The organism is Grimontia sp. NTOU-MAR1 (assembly GCF_035758505.1).
GTDB classification, from domain to species: Bacteria; Pseudomonadota; Gammaproteobacteria; order Enterobacterales; family Vibrionaceae; genus Enterovibrio; species Enterovibrio marinus.
The window spans coordinates 2,171,713-2,189,044 of record NZ_CP142108.1 but is presented as its reverse complement, the minus strand read 5'-3'; the positions used below and the strand labels follow the sequence as shown (position 1 = coordinate 2,189,044).

General features: G+C 48.5%; 15 protein-coding genes and 4 tRNA genes. 17 read left to right on the top strand and 2 right to left on the bottom strand.

Features of this window, described 5'->3' with window-relative positions; all coding sequences use genetic code 11:
• Positions 1–33: 33 nt before the first annotated feature.
• The 4 genes from VP504_RS09910 to VP504_RS09895 all read left to right on the top strand — a co-directional run bounded on the left by VP504_RS09910 (position 34) and on the right by VP504_RS09895 (position 615).
• Positions 34–109: transfer RNA gene (locus tag VP504_RS09910), tRNA-Gly, on the top strand.
• A 38-nt stretch (positions 110–147) separates the two neighbouring features.
• Positions 148–223: transfer RNA gene (locus VP504_RS09905), tRNA-Gly, on the top strand.
• A 39-nt stretch (positions 224–262) separates the two neighbouring features.
• A tRNA-Gly gene (locus tag VP504_RS09900) sits at positions 263–338 on the top strand.
• Positions 339–539: 201 nt separating this feature from the next.
• A tRNA-Gly gene (locus VP504_RS09895) sits at positions 540–615 on the top strand.
• Positions 616–1,285: 670 nt separating this feature from the next.
• Here the strand turns inward: VP504_RS09895 and queG are convergent.
• Positions 1,286–2,413 (bottom strand): tRNA epoxyqueuosine(34) reductase QueG, encoded by a 1,128-nt coding sequence (gene queG / locus VP504_RS09890; protein ID WP_325894020.1) that lies wholly within the window; start codon positions 2,411–2,413, stop codon positions 1,286–1,288.
• A gap of 50 nt (positions 2,414–2,463) precedes the next feature.
• Here queG and VP504_RS09885 point away from each other — a divergent pair, with 50 nt between their 5' ends.
• The 12 genes from VP504_RS09885 to motX all read left to right on the top strand — a co-directional run bounded on the left by VP504_RS09885 (position 2,464) and on the right by motX (position 15,431).
• Positions 2,464–3,957, top strand: coding sequence for an NAD(P)H-hydrate dehydratase (locus VP504_RS09885; RefSeq protein WP_325891032.1), 1,494 nt, complete (start codon positions 2,464–2,466; stop codon positions 3,955–3,957).
• Between the two features lie 36 nt (positions 3,958–3,993).
• Positions 3,994–4,461 carry a tRNA (adenosine(37)-N6)-threonylcarbamoyltransferase complex ATPase subunit type 1 TsaE gene (tsaE, locus tag VP504_RS09880; protein WP_325891030.1) on the top strand — a complete coding sequence of 156 codons (468 nt, stop codon included), beginning with the start codon at positions 3,994–3,996 and terminating at the stop codon, positions 4,459–4,461.
• 4 nt (positions 4,462–4,465) lie between these two features.
• Positions 4,466–6,169, top strand: a complete 1,704-nt coding sequence (locus tag VP504_RS09875; RefSeq protein ID WP_325891028.1) for an N-acetylmuramoyl-L-alanine amidase — start codon at positions 4,466–4,468, stop codon at positions 6,167–6,169.
• Between the two features lie 2 nt (positions 6,170–6,171).
• The gene (gene mutL / locus VP504_RS09870; protein ID WP_325891027.1) at positions 6,172–8,175 is read left to right on the top strand and encodes a DNA mismatch repair endonuclease MutL; all 2,004 of its coding nucleotides are present in this window, start codon (positions 6,172–6,174) and stop codon (positions 8,173–8,175) included.
• A complete protein-coding gene (miaA, locus tag VP504_RS09865) occupies positions 8,168–9,094 on the top strand; it encodes a tRNA (adenosine(37)-N6)-dimethylallyltransferase MiaA (RefSeq protein ID WP_325891026.1) in 927 nt (308 codons plus the stop codon). Before mutL ends, miaA begins: the two co-directional genes overlap by 8 nt.
• A 95-nt stretch (positions 9,095–9,189) precedes the next feature.
• On the top strand, positions 9,190–9,459 hold the full coding sequence (hfq, locus tag VP504_RS09860; RefSeq protein WP_062666682.1) for an RNA chaperone Hfq: 270 nt from the start codon (positions 9,190–9,192) through the stop codon (positions 9,457–9,459).
• Between the two features lie 26 nt (positions 9,460–9,485).
• Positions 9,486–10,775, top strand: coding sequence for a ribosome rescue GTPase HflX (gene hflX / locus VP504_RS09855; protein ID WP_325891025.1), 1,290 nt, complete (start codon positions 9,486–9,488; stop codon positions 10,773–10,775).
• A gap of 53 nt (positions 10,776–10,828) precedes the next feature.
• Positions 10,829–11,989 (top strand): FtsH protease activity modulator HflK, encoded by a 1,161-nt coding sequence (gene hflK, locus VP504_RS09850; protein WP_062712374.1) that lies wholly within the window; start codon positions 10,829–10,831, stop codon positions 11,987–11,989.
• Between the two features lie 2 nt (positions 11,990–11,991).
• The gene (hflC, locus tag VP504_RS09845) at positions 11,992–12,879 is read left to right on the top strand and encodes a protease modulator HflC (protein ID WP_325891024.1); all 888 of its coding nucleotides are present in this window, start codon (positions 11,992–11,994) and stop codon (positions 12,877–12,879) included.
• Between the two features lie 78 nt (positions 12,880–12,957).
• Positions 12,958–13,152, top strand: coding sequence for a DUF2065 domain-containing protein (locus VP504_RS09840; protein WP_325891023.1), 195 nt, complete (start codon positions 12,958–12,960; stop codon positions 13,150–13,152).
• A gap of 122 nt (positions 13,153–13,274) precedes the next feature.
• A complete protein-coding gene (locus VP504_RS09835) occupies positions 13,275–14,591 on the top strand; it encodes an adenylosuccinate synthase (protein WP_325891022.1) in 1,317 nt (438 codons plus the stop codon).
• Positions 14,592–14,810: 219 nt separating this feature from the next.
• Entirely contained in the window at positions 14,811–15,431 is a 621-nt protein-coding gene (motX, locus tag VP504_RS09830) for a flagellar protein MotX (RefSeq protein ID WP_325891021.1), read from the top strand.
• A 64-nt stretch (positions 15,432–15,495) separates the two neighbouring features.
• On the opposite strand, the gene hmpA is transcribed toward motX, so the two are convergent.
• Positions 15,496–16,683, bottom strand: coding sequence for an NO-inducible flavohemoprotein (gene hmpA / locus VP504_RS09825; protein WP_325891020.1), 1,188 nt, complete (start codon positions 16,681–16,683; stop codon positions 15,496–15,498).
• A 201-nt stretch (positions 16,684–16,884) separates the two neighbouring features.
• On the opposite strand from hmpA, the gene nsrR reads away from it, so the two are divergent.
• Complete coding sequence (nsrR, locus tag VP504_RS09820) at positions 16,885–17,319, top strand: nitric oxide-sensing transcriptional repressor NsrR (protein ID WP_062712355.1); 435 nt, start codon at positions 16,885–16,887, stop codon at positions 17,317–17,319.
• The last annotated feature ends 13 nt before the right edge of the window (positions 17,320–17,332 follow it).

The window sequence follows — 17,332 nt, the reverse complement described above, 5'->3', positions numbered from 1 at the left end:
GCAGCCCTGACAGAGACAAATGTCTTTGATAAAGCGACACTAGCTCAGCTGGTAGAGCGCAACCTTGCCAAGGTTGAGGTCACGAGTTCGAACCTCGTGTGTCGCTCCAAAAATTTGAATGATCCGATTGATCGTCGGATGATCTATGCGACACTAGCTCAGCTGGTAGAGCGCAACCTTGCCAAGGTTGAGGTCACGAGTTCGAACCTCGTGTGTCGCTCCAAAATTTGAAGTGATTCCGATTAATTGTCGGATGGGCAATGCGACACTAGCTCAGCTGGTAGAGCGCAACCTTGCCAAGGTTGAGGTCACGAGTTCGAACCTCGTGTGTCGCTCCACTTTCTCTAAGTTCTAAGTTCTAAGTGGAAAAGCTAAACTTTCTTTTTGGAAGTGAAAAACGCAAGAAAAACTGCCAAGACGAAGGTCAAGCCTAAGCCTTGAAAATCGGGAACCTTGTGTATTACTCGAGTTTTTTCGATAAGAAGCAAATTTAGCCATTTGATTCAAATTTACCGAAGCATTTCGGACGCTCTTTGAATGCGACACTAGCTCAGCTGGTAGAGCGCAACCTTGCCAAGGTTGAGGTCACGAGTTCGAACCTCGTGTGTCGCTCCAAACTTCCATTTGGAAGTGCGCTACAGCAGGTATCAAGCCAAGGTTGAGGTCACGTCTTTTACCTTGAGAGCCGGAACCTCATGTATCACTCCAAATTTCTTACAGAACATCATCTGTAAGCACCAACATTCCGCATTATATGTATCAGTTACTTATAGGATACGGCGGGTCGTTGTCTTTAATGCTGTGAAGCATTATCTCCGGGCAAGGTCTAGCCCAAATACAATCTGAATATGTTTTTATAGTTAATGTGTCTGCACTGTGCTTTAAGCAGCTTTTTATCGTATTTCTTAACAGAGTTATCCACAATGTTTAGCTTGTGGGTAAAGCCGTTGATGAATATCAGAAGATGTGATGCCACTCAGAGTTATTTGTGCGGATGTTGATCGGTGGAAAACTGATTCCTGTGAATTATTTTCATTATAAGGTTATGTTTTTAATGGCTTTAAATTTTCGGTTTACACTGTTTTCAAACGATTATCCCCAGCTTCATCACCTTTCGTGATTTTCATCTGAGATTATTCACAGAGTGTGTTTAACTTTATAAGTGTGCACTGTTTTATAGCGTACTGAAAAGGTTTTCCACATTTCGCAGAAGAAGTGAATCTATGTCTTGTTTTTGCATTAATTTTGAGCAGATAGGTGACTTTCCACTACAGTGTGATTGCGCTTAGGCATCTCTTGGTAAACCCTTCTGAACGATTCTGACCAGCCTCTTGGTTGAGGAAGGCAGAACGTCAATAAAATGTTCACTCCGGCGTTTCATCTGTTGTTCCAGCGCCCAATTAAGGTGCTGATCAAGCATAGCAGAGAATCCTCTGGCTGATTCCAAAAGTTCAATTATCTCTGGATCGTAAGGGGCATTCCCCATTGCCACAGAGAGGTTGCGCCGCCATTTTTCGTGGCCTATACGGCGAATGGCAGAGCCTTCAGTTTCTTTCAAAAATGTCGCTTCATCCCAACTGAACAATGTTTTAAGAGGCTTTTGAATCAAGCTTTCCCGTCCATAAAAATCAGACTCATTGGTTAGGTCAGCTTCGCGGTTGTATGGGCAGACCAACTGGCAGTCATCACAGCCGTAGATACGGTTACCCATTGCTTCGCGAAACTCTTCCGGTATTTCACTATCGAGCTCAATCGTCAGGTAAGAGATGCATCGCCTGGCGTCGACAATAGTGTCACCAACAATAGCTTCTGTTGGGCAAGAGGTGATACAGGCAACGCACTTGCCGCATTGATTTTCTGACGGTTCATCCACCGGCAATGGGAGATCGATAAGTAACTCCCCCAGGAAAAACCACGATCCTGTGTCTTTACTGAGTAGAAGAGAGTGCTTTCCTGTCCAGCCGAGGCCAGCTTTTTCGGCCAACGGGCGCTCTAAAACAGGGGCAGAATCGACAAAAGGACGATAGCCGAATTTTCCAATTTCTTCTTCAATGCGCTGACCCAATTTTTTTAGTCGATTGCGGATGAGTTTGTGATAGTCACGCCCAAGCGCATAACGACTGATATAGGCGAGGGAGGGGGTTTCCAATGTTTTGGCAAACCCAGCATCAGGTGGTAGGTAATTCATTCTGGCACTGATTACACGGACTGTTCCTTCAACGAGTTCCTGTGGACGGGCACGCATCATGCCGTGGCGCGCCATCCAATCCATTTCGCCGTGATAGCCGTTATCGAGCCAACGCTGCAGTTGTTCTTCATGCTGACGGAGATCAACATCAGTGATCCCTATATGCTGAAATCCTAGTTCGTGTCCCCATTGCCTGATATTTTCAGCAAGTTGGGTAAAATTGATCGACGATGAAGATCGGGATTCAGGCATAAGATCAGCAAGGAAAAACAAAGATGAGCGCAAGTCTACCACACTCACTTTATCGATCGGATCAGGTCAGAGATGGAGAGCACAAGATTGCAGCAGATCTTGGCGTAGAAATGTACAGCTTGATGGAGCGTGCAGGCCTTGCTGTCTTTGAGGTGGTGAAAGATCGTTGGCCTGATGCAGAGTCGATCCTTGTATGCTGCGGCAATGGCAATAACGGCGGCGACGGCTATGTTATTGCAAGGCTGGCCCTTGAAGCCAATATGTCTGTGACGCTCTGGTCGGTAGCCGACCCCTCTAGTGTTAGCGGCGATGCATTGAAAGCACAACAGAAGTTTGTGGCTGTTGGTGGTTTGATTGTGCAAGGCACGTTTCCTGATGGTAAGTATGATCTGGTGGTTGATGCGGTTTTTGGCACCGGGCTCAGTCGTGATTTATCGGGTTTCTATCTTTCGGCTGTACAAGCGATTAATTCGCTCGATTGTCCAAAGATCGCGGTCGATCTTCCAAGCGGTCTGGATGCAGATACCGGACATGTCTGGGGTGAGGCAGTCATTGCTGATTGTACACTGAGCTTTGTGGGGTTAAAGCAAGGTCTCTTCACTGGCAAGGCGCGTGATTATTGTGGTGACCTGCTCTATGACGGCTTGGGTATCGGTGAAGAGTTTGCAGCGAATGTTCCTGCTTCGTCTACACTGCTGATGCTTTCCGAAGCAGCTGAGCTGGAACCCAAACGTAAAAGCAGCACACATAAGGGTCATACAGGGCGTGTGATGTGTGTGGGTGGTCAGAAAGGGATGGGTGGTGCCATTATTCTGAGTGCTCAGGCAACACTTCGAAGCGGTGCTGGGTTAGTGGCGGTCCTAACTGATGAAAGTCATGTTCCCGCATTGTTGGCCCGTCAACCAGAGCTGATGGTACGATGGTGGCACGAAAATGAAAGTAATGAAGTGCTTAACAACATCTTCGCGTGGGCAAATGTTATTGCCATTGGTCCTGGTCTTGGAAAGAGTATGTGGGCGAGAAAGTTGTTTGAAGCAGCAGTTGCATGTGAGTGCCCCATGGTGGTTGATGCTGATGCACTCAACCTGCTGGCGGAGTCACCGATATACAGGGATAACTGGATTTTGACGCCGCATCCTGGAGAAGCCGCAAATTTATTAAGAACCAGCACAATAGAAATTGAACGTGATCGTTTTTCTGCCGTCAAAGAACTGCATAAGCGCTACGGCGGTGCAGTGGTGCTTAAAGGCGCAGGCACAATCGTTTATGATGGCAGCACTTTAAGCATCATCGATGCAGGCAACCCCGGAATGGCTAGTGGTGGCATGGGGGATGTCCTGACCGGTGTGATTGCTGGATGCTTGGCACAAATGCCCTTGCTTTCCGCATCGGCCCACTTTGGCGCCTATTTACATAGCTATTCAGCAGACGTAGCTGGACAAGATCGAGAGCGGGGCCTGATTGCCAGCGATTTGCTTCCGCTTCTTGGAAAAAATATAAAACAAATACAGCGGTAGGACAGAACAGTTACCGTTGAAAAAGCAGTGAGAAACATGACACAGAATTTTATGGCTGGGCTTGTCGATGAGCAGGCAACAGTTGCCTTTGGTGCGGCTATCGCGGCCGCTTGCGTGCAGCAAACAACGATTTATCTTCACGGCGATCTTGGTGCAGGGAAAACCACCTTTTCCCGCGGTTTTATCCAGTCTCTTGGCCATTGTGGCAATGTAAAAAGCCCGACATATACTCTTGTAGAGCCTTATCAATTGGATAGCTGGCAGGTTTATCATTTTGATCTTTACAGGCTGGCTGATCCAGAAGAGCTTGAGTTCATGGGGATCAGGGATTACTTCACACCTGAAGCACTTTGCCTGGTGGAATGGCCAGAAAAAGGTGAAGGTTTGTTGCCGCAACCGGATCTTGATATCACACTGAAATATAAAGACGAACAACGTTCAGTGCAGGTAACAGCCAACACGCCTGTTGGTGAAGCGTTATTGGCAAAACTGGAGTGGAAATAACGATATGCTTTGGCGGGGCGTGTTACTGGGATTGATCTGTTGGCTGGGAGCGCTTTCTCCTGCGCTGGCAAATTCATTAGAAAATGTGCGTGTCTGGCCAGCGCCGGATGAAACGCGCGTAGTGATGGATTTGGCTGGAGAGCCATCCTATAGCTATTTTACTCTGACAAAGCCAGACCGTCTTGTGGTGGACTTGAAGGACACTACTTTGGGTATGAAGCTGCCAAAAAACATTAGTGACAGTAAGATCCTTTCTAAAATCCGTAAAAGTAACCCACCGAGCAAGGGCACTTACCGTCTGGTTTTCGAACTTAAAGGCAAAAGCGTGCCCCGCCTATTTCCGCTAGCGCCTGGCGGTGAGTATGGCCACCGTTTGGTTATTGATATACCACACGGAAAGCCAACTGTTGTGGCGAAACCAGCCAAGCCAACTGCGCCAGCGGAAACCCAGACTGCGTTACCGTTTGGTACGGACGACATTATTATCGCCATTGACCCGGGTCATGGCGGCAACGATCCAGGTGCTGTAGGACCGAGGCGTAAATATGAAAAGCATGTGACGCTCTCTATTTCACGTCAGGTGGCAGCCAAAATCAATGCAGTGCCTGGGATGAAAGCGGTATTGACGCGCAATGGTGACTACTTCGTCGATCTTAACAAGCGCTCTGATATTGCGCGCCGTAAAGGCGCACATCTACTGGTTTCAATCCATGCTGATGGTTTCCATAAACCTCAGCCTCGTGGAGCGTCAGTGTGGGTCTTATCCCGCCGCCGTGCCAACAGTGAAATCGGTCGTTGGATTGAGAAGCATGAAGAGCAGTCCAACCTCCTAGGTGGTGGCGCATTGCTTGATGATAACCAAGATGAATACCTTAGCCGTGCGGTATTGGACTTGCAGTTCAGTAACTCACAAAAAGAAGGTTATGACGTTGCAATTCGTGTTTTGAATGAAATGGGTAAGGTGACAAAGCTTCACAAATCCAGTCCAGAACACGCGAGTCTTGCAGTACTGAAATCGCCTGATATTCCATCACTTTTGGTCGAAGCTGGCTTTATCACTAATCCGCAGGAAGAAAAACTGCTGCACACTGCGAGTCACCAAAAGAAAATAGCCAACGCTGTTTATCGTGGCATCCTCACCTACTTTGAAGAGTTCCCGCCAGACGGCACCTTGATGGCGGCACGTAAGAACGGCATCAAACACAAAGTCACTTCCGGTCAGTCTTTGTCTGTGATTGCGAAAAAATATGGCAGCTCGATATCGGCAATTAAAGCGGCAAATGGCTTGAAGTCCAACAGTTTGAGAGTGGGGCAAGTACTTACTGTTCCTGACGTCAATGTTGGTGCACTGGCGTCAGGTTCCAAGCCCTCGGTTAACAATTCAAAACCTACTGTCTCATCAGGTAAAACTGTAATTCACAAAGTCAAACGTGGCGAGTTCTTGGGTAAAATCGCGCAGGAATATGACGTGAGCGTTGCCAGCATTCGCAGTGCTAACCGCCTGCGCTCAGATGAATTGGCTATCGGGCAGAAACTGAAAATTGTAGGCATAAAGCCCAAGGATAAACAGCATAAAGTGAAACGTGGGGAGTATCTGGGTAAAATCGCCAGCAATTATGGAGTGACGGTAGACAGTATCCGTCGCGCTAATAAATTGCGTTCTGACGAGCTGGCCATTGGCCAGACCTTGATTATTCCCGGGAGCTAAGCATGGCAATTCAAATCCTACCTGCACGCCTTGCTAACCAGATAGCGGCAGGCGAAGTGGTTGAAAGGCCTGCTTCTGTCGTCAAAGAACTCGTCGAAAACAGCATTGATGCGGGCGCGACCCGTATTGATGTCGACATTGAAAAAGGCGGCAGCAAGCTTATCCGTGTCCGTGATAATGGCTCAGGCATTGCCAAAGAAGAACTGGAATTGGCCCTCAGCCGTCATGCGACGTCCAAAATCTCCTGCCTCGATGATCTTGAAGCCATAATCAGCCTCGGATTTCGTGGTGAGGCACTGGCGAGTATTAGCTCGGTATCCCGGCTATCCTTGACATCCCGAACTATCACCCAATCAGAAGCCTGGTCCGCTTATGCAGAAGGGCGGGATATGGCGGTACAGGTAAAACCTGCTGCTCACCCGGTTGGGACGACGGTTGAAGTGGTGGATTTATTTTTTAATACACCGGCCCGTCGCAAATTTCTCCGCACTGACAAAACTGAATTCGGTCACATTGATGAGCTGCTGAAACGCATTGCGCTGAGCCGCTTTGATGTTGCGATCACACTGCGCCACAATGGCGCTGTCGTTCGCCAGTACCGCGCGGCTTCGAATGATGTGCAGCGTGAAAAGCGACTGGCTGCGATTTGTGGCTCGCAATTTGTGAAAAGCTCAGTGGAAGTAAGCTTGGAACATCAGGGCTTAACCCTTCATGGCTGGATTTGTGCGCCAGAAGGTGCGCGTGCACAGAACGATATTCAACATTGCTTTGTGAACCTTCGGATGATGAAAGACAAACTCATCAATCACGCGATTCGTCAGGGCTATGAAGCGTCATTGCGTCCAGATCAATTTGCGGCTTACGTTCTTTACATCGATATCGATCCGCATCAGGTGGATGTCAATGTGCATCCGGCTAAGCACGAAGTGCGTTTCCATCAGGCGCGTCTGGTACATGATTTTATTTATCAGGCCGTGGCAGATGCATTGATGCAAGTCGCGGCGGAGCACGCTCCTGCGCTAGAGTTTGGACAGCCGTCGGTCAGTGACGCCAGCAATGGGCAAAATACTATCCTGCCTGAAGCTATTCCAGAGGTATCAGAACCTGAAACCCTCAATTCGGTAGAAGGTCAGGACTCTGTTGGTACTGCCTACTCTAACTACCCTGGCCAGGCTGAATACGCGGAATGGCGACCTCAGTTTTCAGGGCAGAGCCCACGTGCATCAGGCTTTAGCCAATCATCTTCGGGAGCTTCGTCTGGCAGCAGTGTACGCCGCGAGCAATATGGCGAAAGTGCGCCTTCCAAGCGTGAGCAAAAAGTGTATGAAGCGCTAATGACAACGCCCGTCGTCCCATCATCGGATACGCAGGTAGCCGAGGCTGCGCCAGTGTTTATCCCATCAACGGTGGCAAAAACACCGGTTTCTGTTGGACATGCAGGAAAGGGCTTGGGTAAGGCGCTAGCTATAGTGTCTTCCAAATATTTAATGCTTCAACGTGAGGAGGGTATTGTACTGTTAGATTTAGATGCAGCAGCTTACCTGGTGATGCTTGGCCAGTTTCAGGCTGCGGCAGAGGGCGAAGGCTTGAAAGCGCAACCGCTATTGATCCCGCAGGCACTGCCTGCATCAGAGGAAGAATTAGCGTTGATTGCGAAACATGAAAGTCTACTTCAGCAATTTGGTATGCTTCTTCGTCAAAAGTCGTCAATTCAGTTGATGGTGATGGCGGTTTGCCAGCCGTTACGGAATTACAATCTACAGCAGTTTGTCCCTGCGATGATGGCATTTATTGCCAGTGAGTCGGATGCTTTGTCTTCTGAATCACTGGCAAATTGGTTGGCCGTACAGGCGACGCAAAAAACGGATGTTTACGGTCTATCACAAGCCGTTACACTGATCGCTGATTTAGAAAACTGCTGGCAGGAAAGGCTGGCAATGCATTATTCAACGTTGTTGCGTCCGGTTGACGTGACAGCGGCAATAGAAGCTTTTAAACATGACTAAGCCATTGCCGAAGGCAATTTTTTTAATGGGGCCTACCGCATCAGGTAAAACTGATCTGGCCATTGGCCTGAAAAAACAGTTTCCTGTAGAGATCATCAGTGTCGACAGTGCATTGGTCTATCAAGAAATGGATATCGGCACTGCCAAGCCAACGGCAGAAGAGTTGGTATTGGCACCCCATCGATTGATCGACATCCTTGATCCGTCAGAAGCCTATTCGGCTGCGGACTTCCGTGCAGACGCATTGCGTGAAATGGAAGATATTGTCGCAAAAGGGAGAATTCCCCTTTTGGTTGGTGGTACCATGCTTTACTTCAAAGCATTATTGGAAGGTCTGTCTCCTTTGCCATCAGCGGATCCTGTGATCCGCGCTAAAATTGAACAGGAAGCGAGGGAAATGGGCTGGCAGGCACTGCATGACGAGTTGTGCAAGATTGACCCTGTCGCAGGTGCGAGGATCCATCCGAATGATCCTCAACGATTGTCGAGAGCGCTGGAAGTTTTTCGTATTTCGGGTAAAACTCTCACTGAGTTGACCGAAACCAAAGGTGAACCATTGCCATATGAGGTTCACCAATTTGCTATAGCCCCTAAGGAAAGGGGAGAGCTGCATCGCCGTATAGAGCTGCGCTTCCAAAAAATGATGGAAGCCGGTTTCGAAGCGGAGGTACGCAAACTTTATGATCGTGGCGATCTGAACTCGGATATGCCGTCGATTCGATGTGTTGGGTATCGACAGATGTGGGATTATTTGGCGGGTAGCTGTTCGCTTGACGATGCAGTTTATCGTGGTGTGTGTGCAACCCGTCAGTTAGCCAAACGTCAGATAACCTGGCTTCGCAGCTGGGAAGATTTGACATGGCTTGATAGCGACGATGCCGGGCTATCGTTACAAACAGTCACAAAGTGTCTGACCTGATCTGGGAAGAGACAGGTATACTTTGGGTTGTTGTAAGCGGCGTTGTTGATTTTATTGTTGCTAATACAACTACAAACCAATAAGGAAAATTAAAAATGGCTAAGGGGCAATCTCTACAAGACCCATTTCTGAACGCACTGCGTCGTGAACGTGTACCTGTTTCAATCTACTTGGTAAATGGTATTAAGCTTCAGGGCCAGATTGAATCTTTTGACCAGTTCGTGATCCTGCTGAAAAACACTGTAAACCAAATGGTTTACAAGCACGCGATTTCCACCGTGGTCCCAGCTCGCCCAGTGAACCACCATCACAACAACTCTGAGCGTTCGCCAAATGAACGTCCGCAAGAGAAGACTGAGGAGTAACAATCCTTTGGTAAGGAGTTGATCGCTTGTTTGACCGTTATGAAGCCGGTGAACAGGCTATTTTAGTTCATATCAACTTCACCCAAGAAGGCGAATGGGAAGATCTCAGCGAATTTGAAATGCTGGTATCGTCAGCGGGGGTTAGTCGACTGCAAACCATTACGGGCAGTCGTCAGTCCCCGCATTCCAAATACTTCGTTGGTGAAGGTAAAGCCCTCGAGATCGCCGATGCTGTTCGATGGACAGGGGCCGACATTGTTATTTTCAACCATGCGCTTTCTCCAGCGCAGGAACGAAACCTCGAGCGTCTGGTCAAATGCCGAGTGCTTGATCGCACTGGTCTGATCCTAGATATCTTTGCACAGCGTGCCCGCACTCACGAAGGTAAGTTGCAGGTAGAGCTGGCGCAGCTTCGCCACCTTTCCACCCGACTCGTACGGGGCTGGACGCACTTGGAGCGTCAGAAAGGGGGGATCGGTCTGCGTGGTCCTGGTGAAACCCAGCTCGAGACAGACCGCCGATTGCTGCGTGATCGCGTTAAGGCGATCCTGCGTAGACTTGAGAAAGTGTCTAAACAGCGCGAACAGGGCCGACGTGCCCGCAGCCGTGCTGAAGTACCAACCGTTTCGCTGGTGGGATACACCAACGCCGGTAAATCCACCCTCTTTAACCGCATCACCGAAGCGGGGGTTTACGCCGCGGATCAGCTTTTCGCAACGCTAGATCCGACGCTGCGTAAAATCGAGGTGGAAGATGTTGGCGATGTGATCCTGGCGGACACTGTTGGCTTTATCCGCCACCTGCCACATGATCTGGTAGCAGCGTTTAAAGCAACCTTGCAGGAAACACAGGAAGCAGCTTTGCTTCTGCATGTTATCGACGCCAGTGATGATCGCTTCCGCGAGAACATTGAAGCGGTTGACGTAGTACTTGAAGAAATCGATGCTCATGAAATCCCAACACTGTTGGTGATGAACAAAATTGACAACATGGAAGAGGCCTTGCCGCGCATTGAGCGTGATGAAGAAGGTTTACCCCGTGTTGTTTATGTATCTGCACTAGCAGATCAGGGCATAGATCTTCTTTTTGAGGCGCTGACCGAGAGGCTGGCGGGGACTATGGTAAGCTATCGCTTACGTATTCCACCAGCAGCTATCGGCAGAATGCACAGTAAATTCTGTCAGTTGCGCTGTATTACGCATGAAGAATACGAGCAGGACGGACATTTGCTGGTCGATGTGCGGTTACCTCAAACAGACTGGTTGAGGTTGAAAAAAAGGGAAGGCAGTGAGTTAGGCGACTTTATCGTCCACTGACAGCCTGTTACAGTATAAAAACTATCGTCATATCATACTGATGGAGTGTTCTAATGGCGTGGAATGAGCCAGGAAATAATGGCGGTCAGGACAAAGATCCGTGGGGGAACCGCGGTGGTCGTGACCAAGGGCCGCCTGACCTCGATGAGGTATTTGGCAAGTTAAGCCGCAAACTGAGTGGCTTGTTTGGCGGCAAAGGGCCGTCTTTTGGTGGCAGTAGTGCTGCTGGATTGGGCGTAATTGCCGTTGTGGGTGCAGTCATCTGGGGTGTCTCAGGCTTTTACACTATCGGTGAAGCAGAGCGTGGTGTTGTACTACGTTTCGGCGAATACGATCGCATCGTTCAGCCTGGTCTTAACTGGAAACCAACGTTTATCGATGAAGTAGAAACGGTAAACGTACAGGCTATCCGGTCTCTACGCGGGTCTGGTCAAATGTTAACCAAGGATGAAAATATGGTTAACGTTGATATGGACGTTCAATACCGTGTTGCTGATCCTGAGAAATACCTCTTCTCAGTGACAAATGCAGACGACAGTCTTCGCCAAGCGACAGACTCGGCGCTACGTGCAGTGATTGGTGATGCGGAAATGGACCAGATCCTGACTACGGGTCGCCAGCAAATCCGTGAGCGTACCGAGGTCGAAATCAACCGAATTATTGATCGCTACAACATGGGTATTCTTGTTGTGGACGTTAACTTGCAAGGTGCTCGTGCACCTGAGCAAGTGCAGGAAGCATTTGATGATGCGATCAAAGCTAGGGAAGACGAAGAGCGCTTCATCAAAGAAGCAGAGGCCTACCGCAATGACATTTTGCCAAAAGCAACAGGTCGTGCGGAGCGTCTGAAGAAAGAAGCGTTGGGTTACAAAGAGAAAACCGTTAATGAAGCGCAGGGTGACGTTGCACAGTTTGAAAAGCTGTTGCCTGAATATCAGGCGGCACCTGAAGTGACACGTAACCGCTTGTATCTTGAGACCATGGAGAACGTGTTCGGTAATACCAGTAAGGTATTAATCGACTCTAAAGCAGGTAGCGGCAACTTGTTGTACTTACCATTAGATAAACTGATGAATCAGACTCCAGCCCAACGTAGCAGTTCTTCTAACGATGACAACGCGGCAGATTATGGTATTGAGCTTGAGCGTTCTTCTCAGTCGGTTGCGCCTAACTCGAATACTCGTCAGTCGACTACACGTGAGGGGAGATACTAATTATGCGTAAGTTATTAATTCCCCTTATTATCGTTTCGATCGTTGTTGGTCTGATGTCAGTCTTTGTCGTGAAAGAAGGCGAGCGTGGTATTGTGATTCGATTTGGACGAGTACTGAAAACCGATGACGATATGGCGCGTATCTACAGCCCTGGTCTTCAGTTCAAATTTCCGTTGTTTGATCGTGTGCAGTTACTTGATGCGCGTATTCAAACTATGGATGACCAGTCTGATCGCTTCGTGACGTCTGAGAAAAAAGACGTGATTATCGACTCTTACGTCAAGTGGCGAATCAAAGACTTTGGCCAATACTACCTGTCTACCGGTGGTGGTAACCGTCTGACCGCTGAAGCCCTACTTCAACGTAAAGTCGCGGATGGGTTGCGTGCGGAAATTGGTTCCAAAACCATCAAAGAGATTGTCTCTGAGAAGCGTGAGCAGGTGATGGAAGACGTACTGACTGAAGTTCAGGAAAGTGCGAATGATATCGGCATTGAAGTCATTGATATGCGTATCAAGAAGATCAACCTTCCAGAGAAGATCAGTGATTCGATATACGAACGTATGCGTGCAGAGCGTGAGACCGTAGCTCGTCGTCACCGTTCACAAGGTCGTGAGAAAGCGGAAGTTATTCGTGCTCAGGCTGAATTGGAAGTGGCAACCGTACTGGCAGAGGCTGAGAAAACGGCGCGAGTTACACGCGGTGAAGCTGATGCAGAAGTAGCAAATATCTACGCGAACACGTTCAACAAAGAGCCGGAGTTTTATAATTTCCTGCGCTCGCTGCAAGCCTATGAGAAGAGCTTTAACAGCAAGGGTGACATCATGGTTGTGGACCCTAACAGTGAGTTCTTCCAGTACATGAAAGAGCCAAACTTTAAGGCAAACTAATCGTTGCCAAACAGCAAAACAGAAAAGACAAGGCGCCGCGCCTTGTCTTTTTTTTATCCAAATAGAAGAGAGTGAAAAATGGGGTCTGAGTTGTGGCTCGCAATGGGCTTAGTGCTGGTAGTTGAAGGGCTGGGGCCGATGTTGGTACCGAAAAAGTGGCGAAAAATGGTCAGTGAAATGAGTCTGTTACCTGATGCTACGCTACGGCGTATTGGTGGCTGTTTAGTCGTTGCAGGAGCGGTGATCGCATATATGATGTGGCCGTCCAAGTAAATCGAAAGAGCAAAAAACTGTGACACCCAAATGACCATAAGCAGGACGGCGCTCAAAAAATGACTGCATCCTTTATACGATGGTGCTAGAATCCCGTTTTAATCATCAACTGACTGGAAAAGATGAGCAATAACGTAGTTGTTCTCGGCACCCAATGGGGTGACGAAGGTAAGGGTAAAATCGTTGATCTGTTGACTGAAGACGCTCAGTACGTCGTTCGCTATCAAGGCGGCCACAACGCAGGTCACACTCTTGTCATTGACGGTGAAAAAACCGTTCTTCACTTGATTCCTTCTGGCATTCTTCGCAATAACGTAAAATGCATCATCGGTAACGGTGTTGTGCTTTCTCCTGACGCCCTGATGAAAGAGATGAGCGGTTTGGAAGAGCGTGGCATTCCAGTTCGTGAGCGTCTTTTCTTGTCAGAAGCTTGTCCGCTAATTCTTCCTTATCACATCGCTCTTGATATGGCGCGTGAGAAAGCACGAGGTGCGAAAGCAATCGGTACTACCGGTCGCGGCATCGGTCCTGCTTACGAAGACAAAGTTGCACGTCGCGGTCTGCGTGTAGGCGACTTGTTCGATAAAGAAGCGTTTGCCGAGAAGCTTAAGGAAGTGATGGAACTGCACAACTTCCAGTTGGAGCATTTCTACAAAGCTGAGCCAGTAAGCTATGAAGAAACTCTCGCGAAGGTCATGGAGCAAGCTGACATACTGACCAGTATGGTTCTCGACGTCACCCAAGAGCTGGACGACGCACGTCAGCGCGGCGACAAGATCATGTTCGAAGGCGCGCAAGGTACACTGCTGGATATCGACCACGGTACTTATCCATACGTGACTTCTTCTAACACAACCGCTGGTGGTGTTGCTGCAGGTTCTGGTTTCGGCCCGCGTCACCTAGGTTACATTCTGGGTATCGCGAAAGCATACTGCACGCGTGTAGGCTCTGGTCCTTTCCCGACTGAACTGTACGATGGCCAGGAGAAACAAGATCCAATCGGCAAGCATCTGGGTACTGTTGGCCATGAGTTTGGTGCGACTACCGGTCGTCTGCGCCGCACTGGTTGGTTTGACGCTGTAGCTATGCGTCGTGCAATCCAGATCAACTCTATCTCAGGCTTCTGTCTGACCAAGATGGATGTTCTGGATGGCCTGGAAGAAATTAAAATCTGTACGGGTTACCAGAAAGCTGACGGCACTGTGCTGAACGTTTCTCCTATGGCTGCTGACGAGTACGAAAACATCACACCGATTTACGAAACTGTTCCAGGTTGGAGCGAGAAGACCTTCGGTGCTAAGTCTATTGAAGAGCTGCCACGAGCGGCACTGGACTATATTAAACGTATCGAAGAGTTGACAGGTGTGCCTGTAGATATCATTTCTACTGGCCCAGACCGTAACGAGACCATCATCAAGGTTCATCCTTTCGCGTCTTAATCGGCTTCCGGTTACAAGAAAACCAGCCTCCATGGCTGGTTTTTTTTTGCCCGGTCAGTTCTATACTGTTGATATCAATGAGCGGAACTTTTTCGCCGTAAAAAGGGTAAAGTTCGGCAAATCCTTGCCGATATAAGTTAGGCAAGACACACCGTATCCATTACCAAAGAGCGGATGATTCGCCTGTTTGGTAGAACAGCACCTGTATAGTGGGAAGGCATGAAACTGCGTACCTTATTTATATCCATGATGTTAGCCAGCCCTTTCGCAAAAGCGGAAGTCGGCCCGGCTCTTCCTGTGTATGAAGAGTCGCAATTGATTCGTCTGTTTGAGTCGAACATGCACCTCAAGAAGGTGAAAGAAGACGATTGTCAGCTCCTGCAAGATATCGAAGCCCGTGCTATCCGGGTTGAATCTCCGGCTTACCAGTTTCTATATGGTGATATGTTGGCTTGGGGCGTCTGTGTAGACAGAGATGTCGAAACTGGCGTTTACTATATGCGGGTAGCAGCGCAGCAAGGCCTACCGGCGGCGCTTGAGCAACTTGGCCGTTACTACTCCAAAGGCACCCTGGTGCAGCAGGACAAAGAACGCGCGATTCCCTACCTCCGTGAAGCAGCATCTCTGGGGAATACCCGTGCAAGACTGCAATTGGCTGAGCTTCTAGTAGCTGATTATGGTAGCCCGTTGGATTACGAGGATGCCTATCGATGGCTTTACCACACCATCACGGCGGATACATCCACACACAACCGTATTGCCATGCTAAGACGCGCATTGGAAGACAAGATGCCACGCAACGTCATCGCCCGCGCGAAACGTCGTGATACCTATTGGTAATAACCAAAAAGAATTAAAAATGCCCGCAGTTGAAGTTGCGGGCATTTTGCTTTTAGGAGAGCCTTTAAATCACCCTATGTGGGCCAAAGCATTCGTAGAAAATACGGTCTTTGTTAATCCCTGCATCAACAAGTTGTGACGCGACAGCCTGCATAAAACCAACTGGACCACAGAGGTAGAAGTCACGGTTTGTATCTTCGGTTAATCCTTCGACTTTACTGATATCTATCAAGCCTTGGTGATCGAATTGCCCACCTATCAAATCCGCTTTCGAGGGTTCACGGAACCATACATCCTGTCTGGCGTTATGGTGTTGCCCTAGTAAGTTGTTAATATGATTACCAAAGGCAAGGTGTGCACCATTTTCAGCTGCGTGCAGCCAGTGGATGGCTGCATCATGTTTGCCACTGAGTGACTCCAGCATCGACAACATAGGTGTGAGTCCGACACCGCCTGAAATCAAAGCTACCGGGGCGTTATTGTCTGAATGGAAAAAGAAGTCGCCGGTTGGTGGCGCCAGCTCAACTGTATCTCCGACTTTCAGGTGATCATGCAGGTAGTTAGATACCGTTCCTTGCGTCTCACGTTTCACAGAGATACGGTAAATCTCACCATTCGGTGCCCCAGATAAACTGTATTGGCGGATTTCCTGATTGGTAAACTGCTCAGGGGAAAGGTAAATACCGATGTATTGTCCCGGTACATAGTCCGCCACAGGCTGACCGTCGACAGGGGCGAAAATGAAACTGGTAATCAATTCACTTTCAGTTTTTTTGCTAACCAGCCTGAAAGTGCGTGTTCCACGCCAACCGCCGTTAGACATTTCGTTTTGCTGGTAGATTTCTTCTTCGCGGTTAATAAAAACCTGAGCCAGAACCTCATAGGCTTCAGCCCAGGCATCCAACACTTCCTGGCCTGGAGAGAAAAGCTCGTCAATAGTTGCCAACAGGTTTTCACCGACAATGGCGTACATTTCTGGCGTTATATTTAAACTTGCGTGTTTTTGCGCAATCTTTTCAACCACTGGCAGGAGGGCTGGCAGATTATCGATATTCGCTGCATAGCCATACACTGCGTTGAAGAGTGCTTCGCGTTGGGCACCCGTAGATTGGTTGCTCATGTTAAAAATATCATTGAGCTCTGGATGTCGGCTGAACATGCGATCGTAAAAATGCGCTGTCAGCTTTGGACCGGTTTCAGCAAGTAGTGGGGCTGTGGACTTAACAATTTCAATGGTTTTCTCGTTGAGCATGGAGGGCCTTTTTATTTTTAAAGTTTCATCTTAAATGCACCTTTAAAGTTGTATCTAAAATAAATGTTTAAATCAACAAAAATTGAGATAAAAGGTAAAGTGATTTCAAGTCGACCAGTTTGGTTGCTGAGAAGTAAAGAAAATCAGAGAGTGCGCGCTTTTTACTTTCCAAGTACACTGTGCGCAAGGAGAGTTGATAACGTGCAATTAACCAGTTTTACCGACTACGGCCTAAGGGCGCTAATTTATCTGGCTACGCTCCCGGAAGGTGAGTTGACCAGTATTACTGTCGTCACCGAAAAATACGGAGTGTCCCGTAATCATATGGTCAAAATCGTTCACCGTATGAGTAAGATAGGGCTTGTTGAAGCAGTTCGGGGTAAGAATGGTGGGATCCGTTTGGGTAAATCCGCAGACCGTATTGTTATCGGCGACGTGATCCGTGCTCTCGAGCCCTTGCAACTTGTCAATTGCGAGCAACAAAACTGCCATATTACGTCAGCTTGTCGTATAAAAGGTGCCCTAGCGAGAGCTTTGGATGCTTTTCTTGACGAGATGGATCGTTACACACTTCATGACATGGTGTCAGGCAATGATGACCTGCAGCACCTTCTTATCCCCACTCGCCCGCTCTGATTCTCATCGTTTG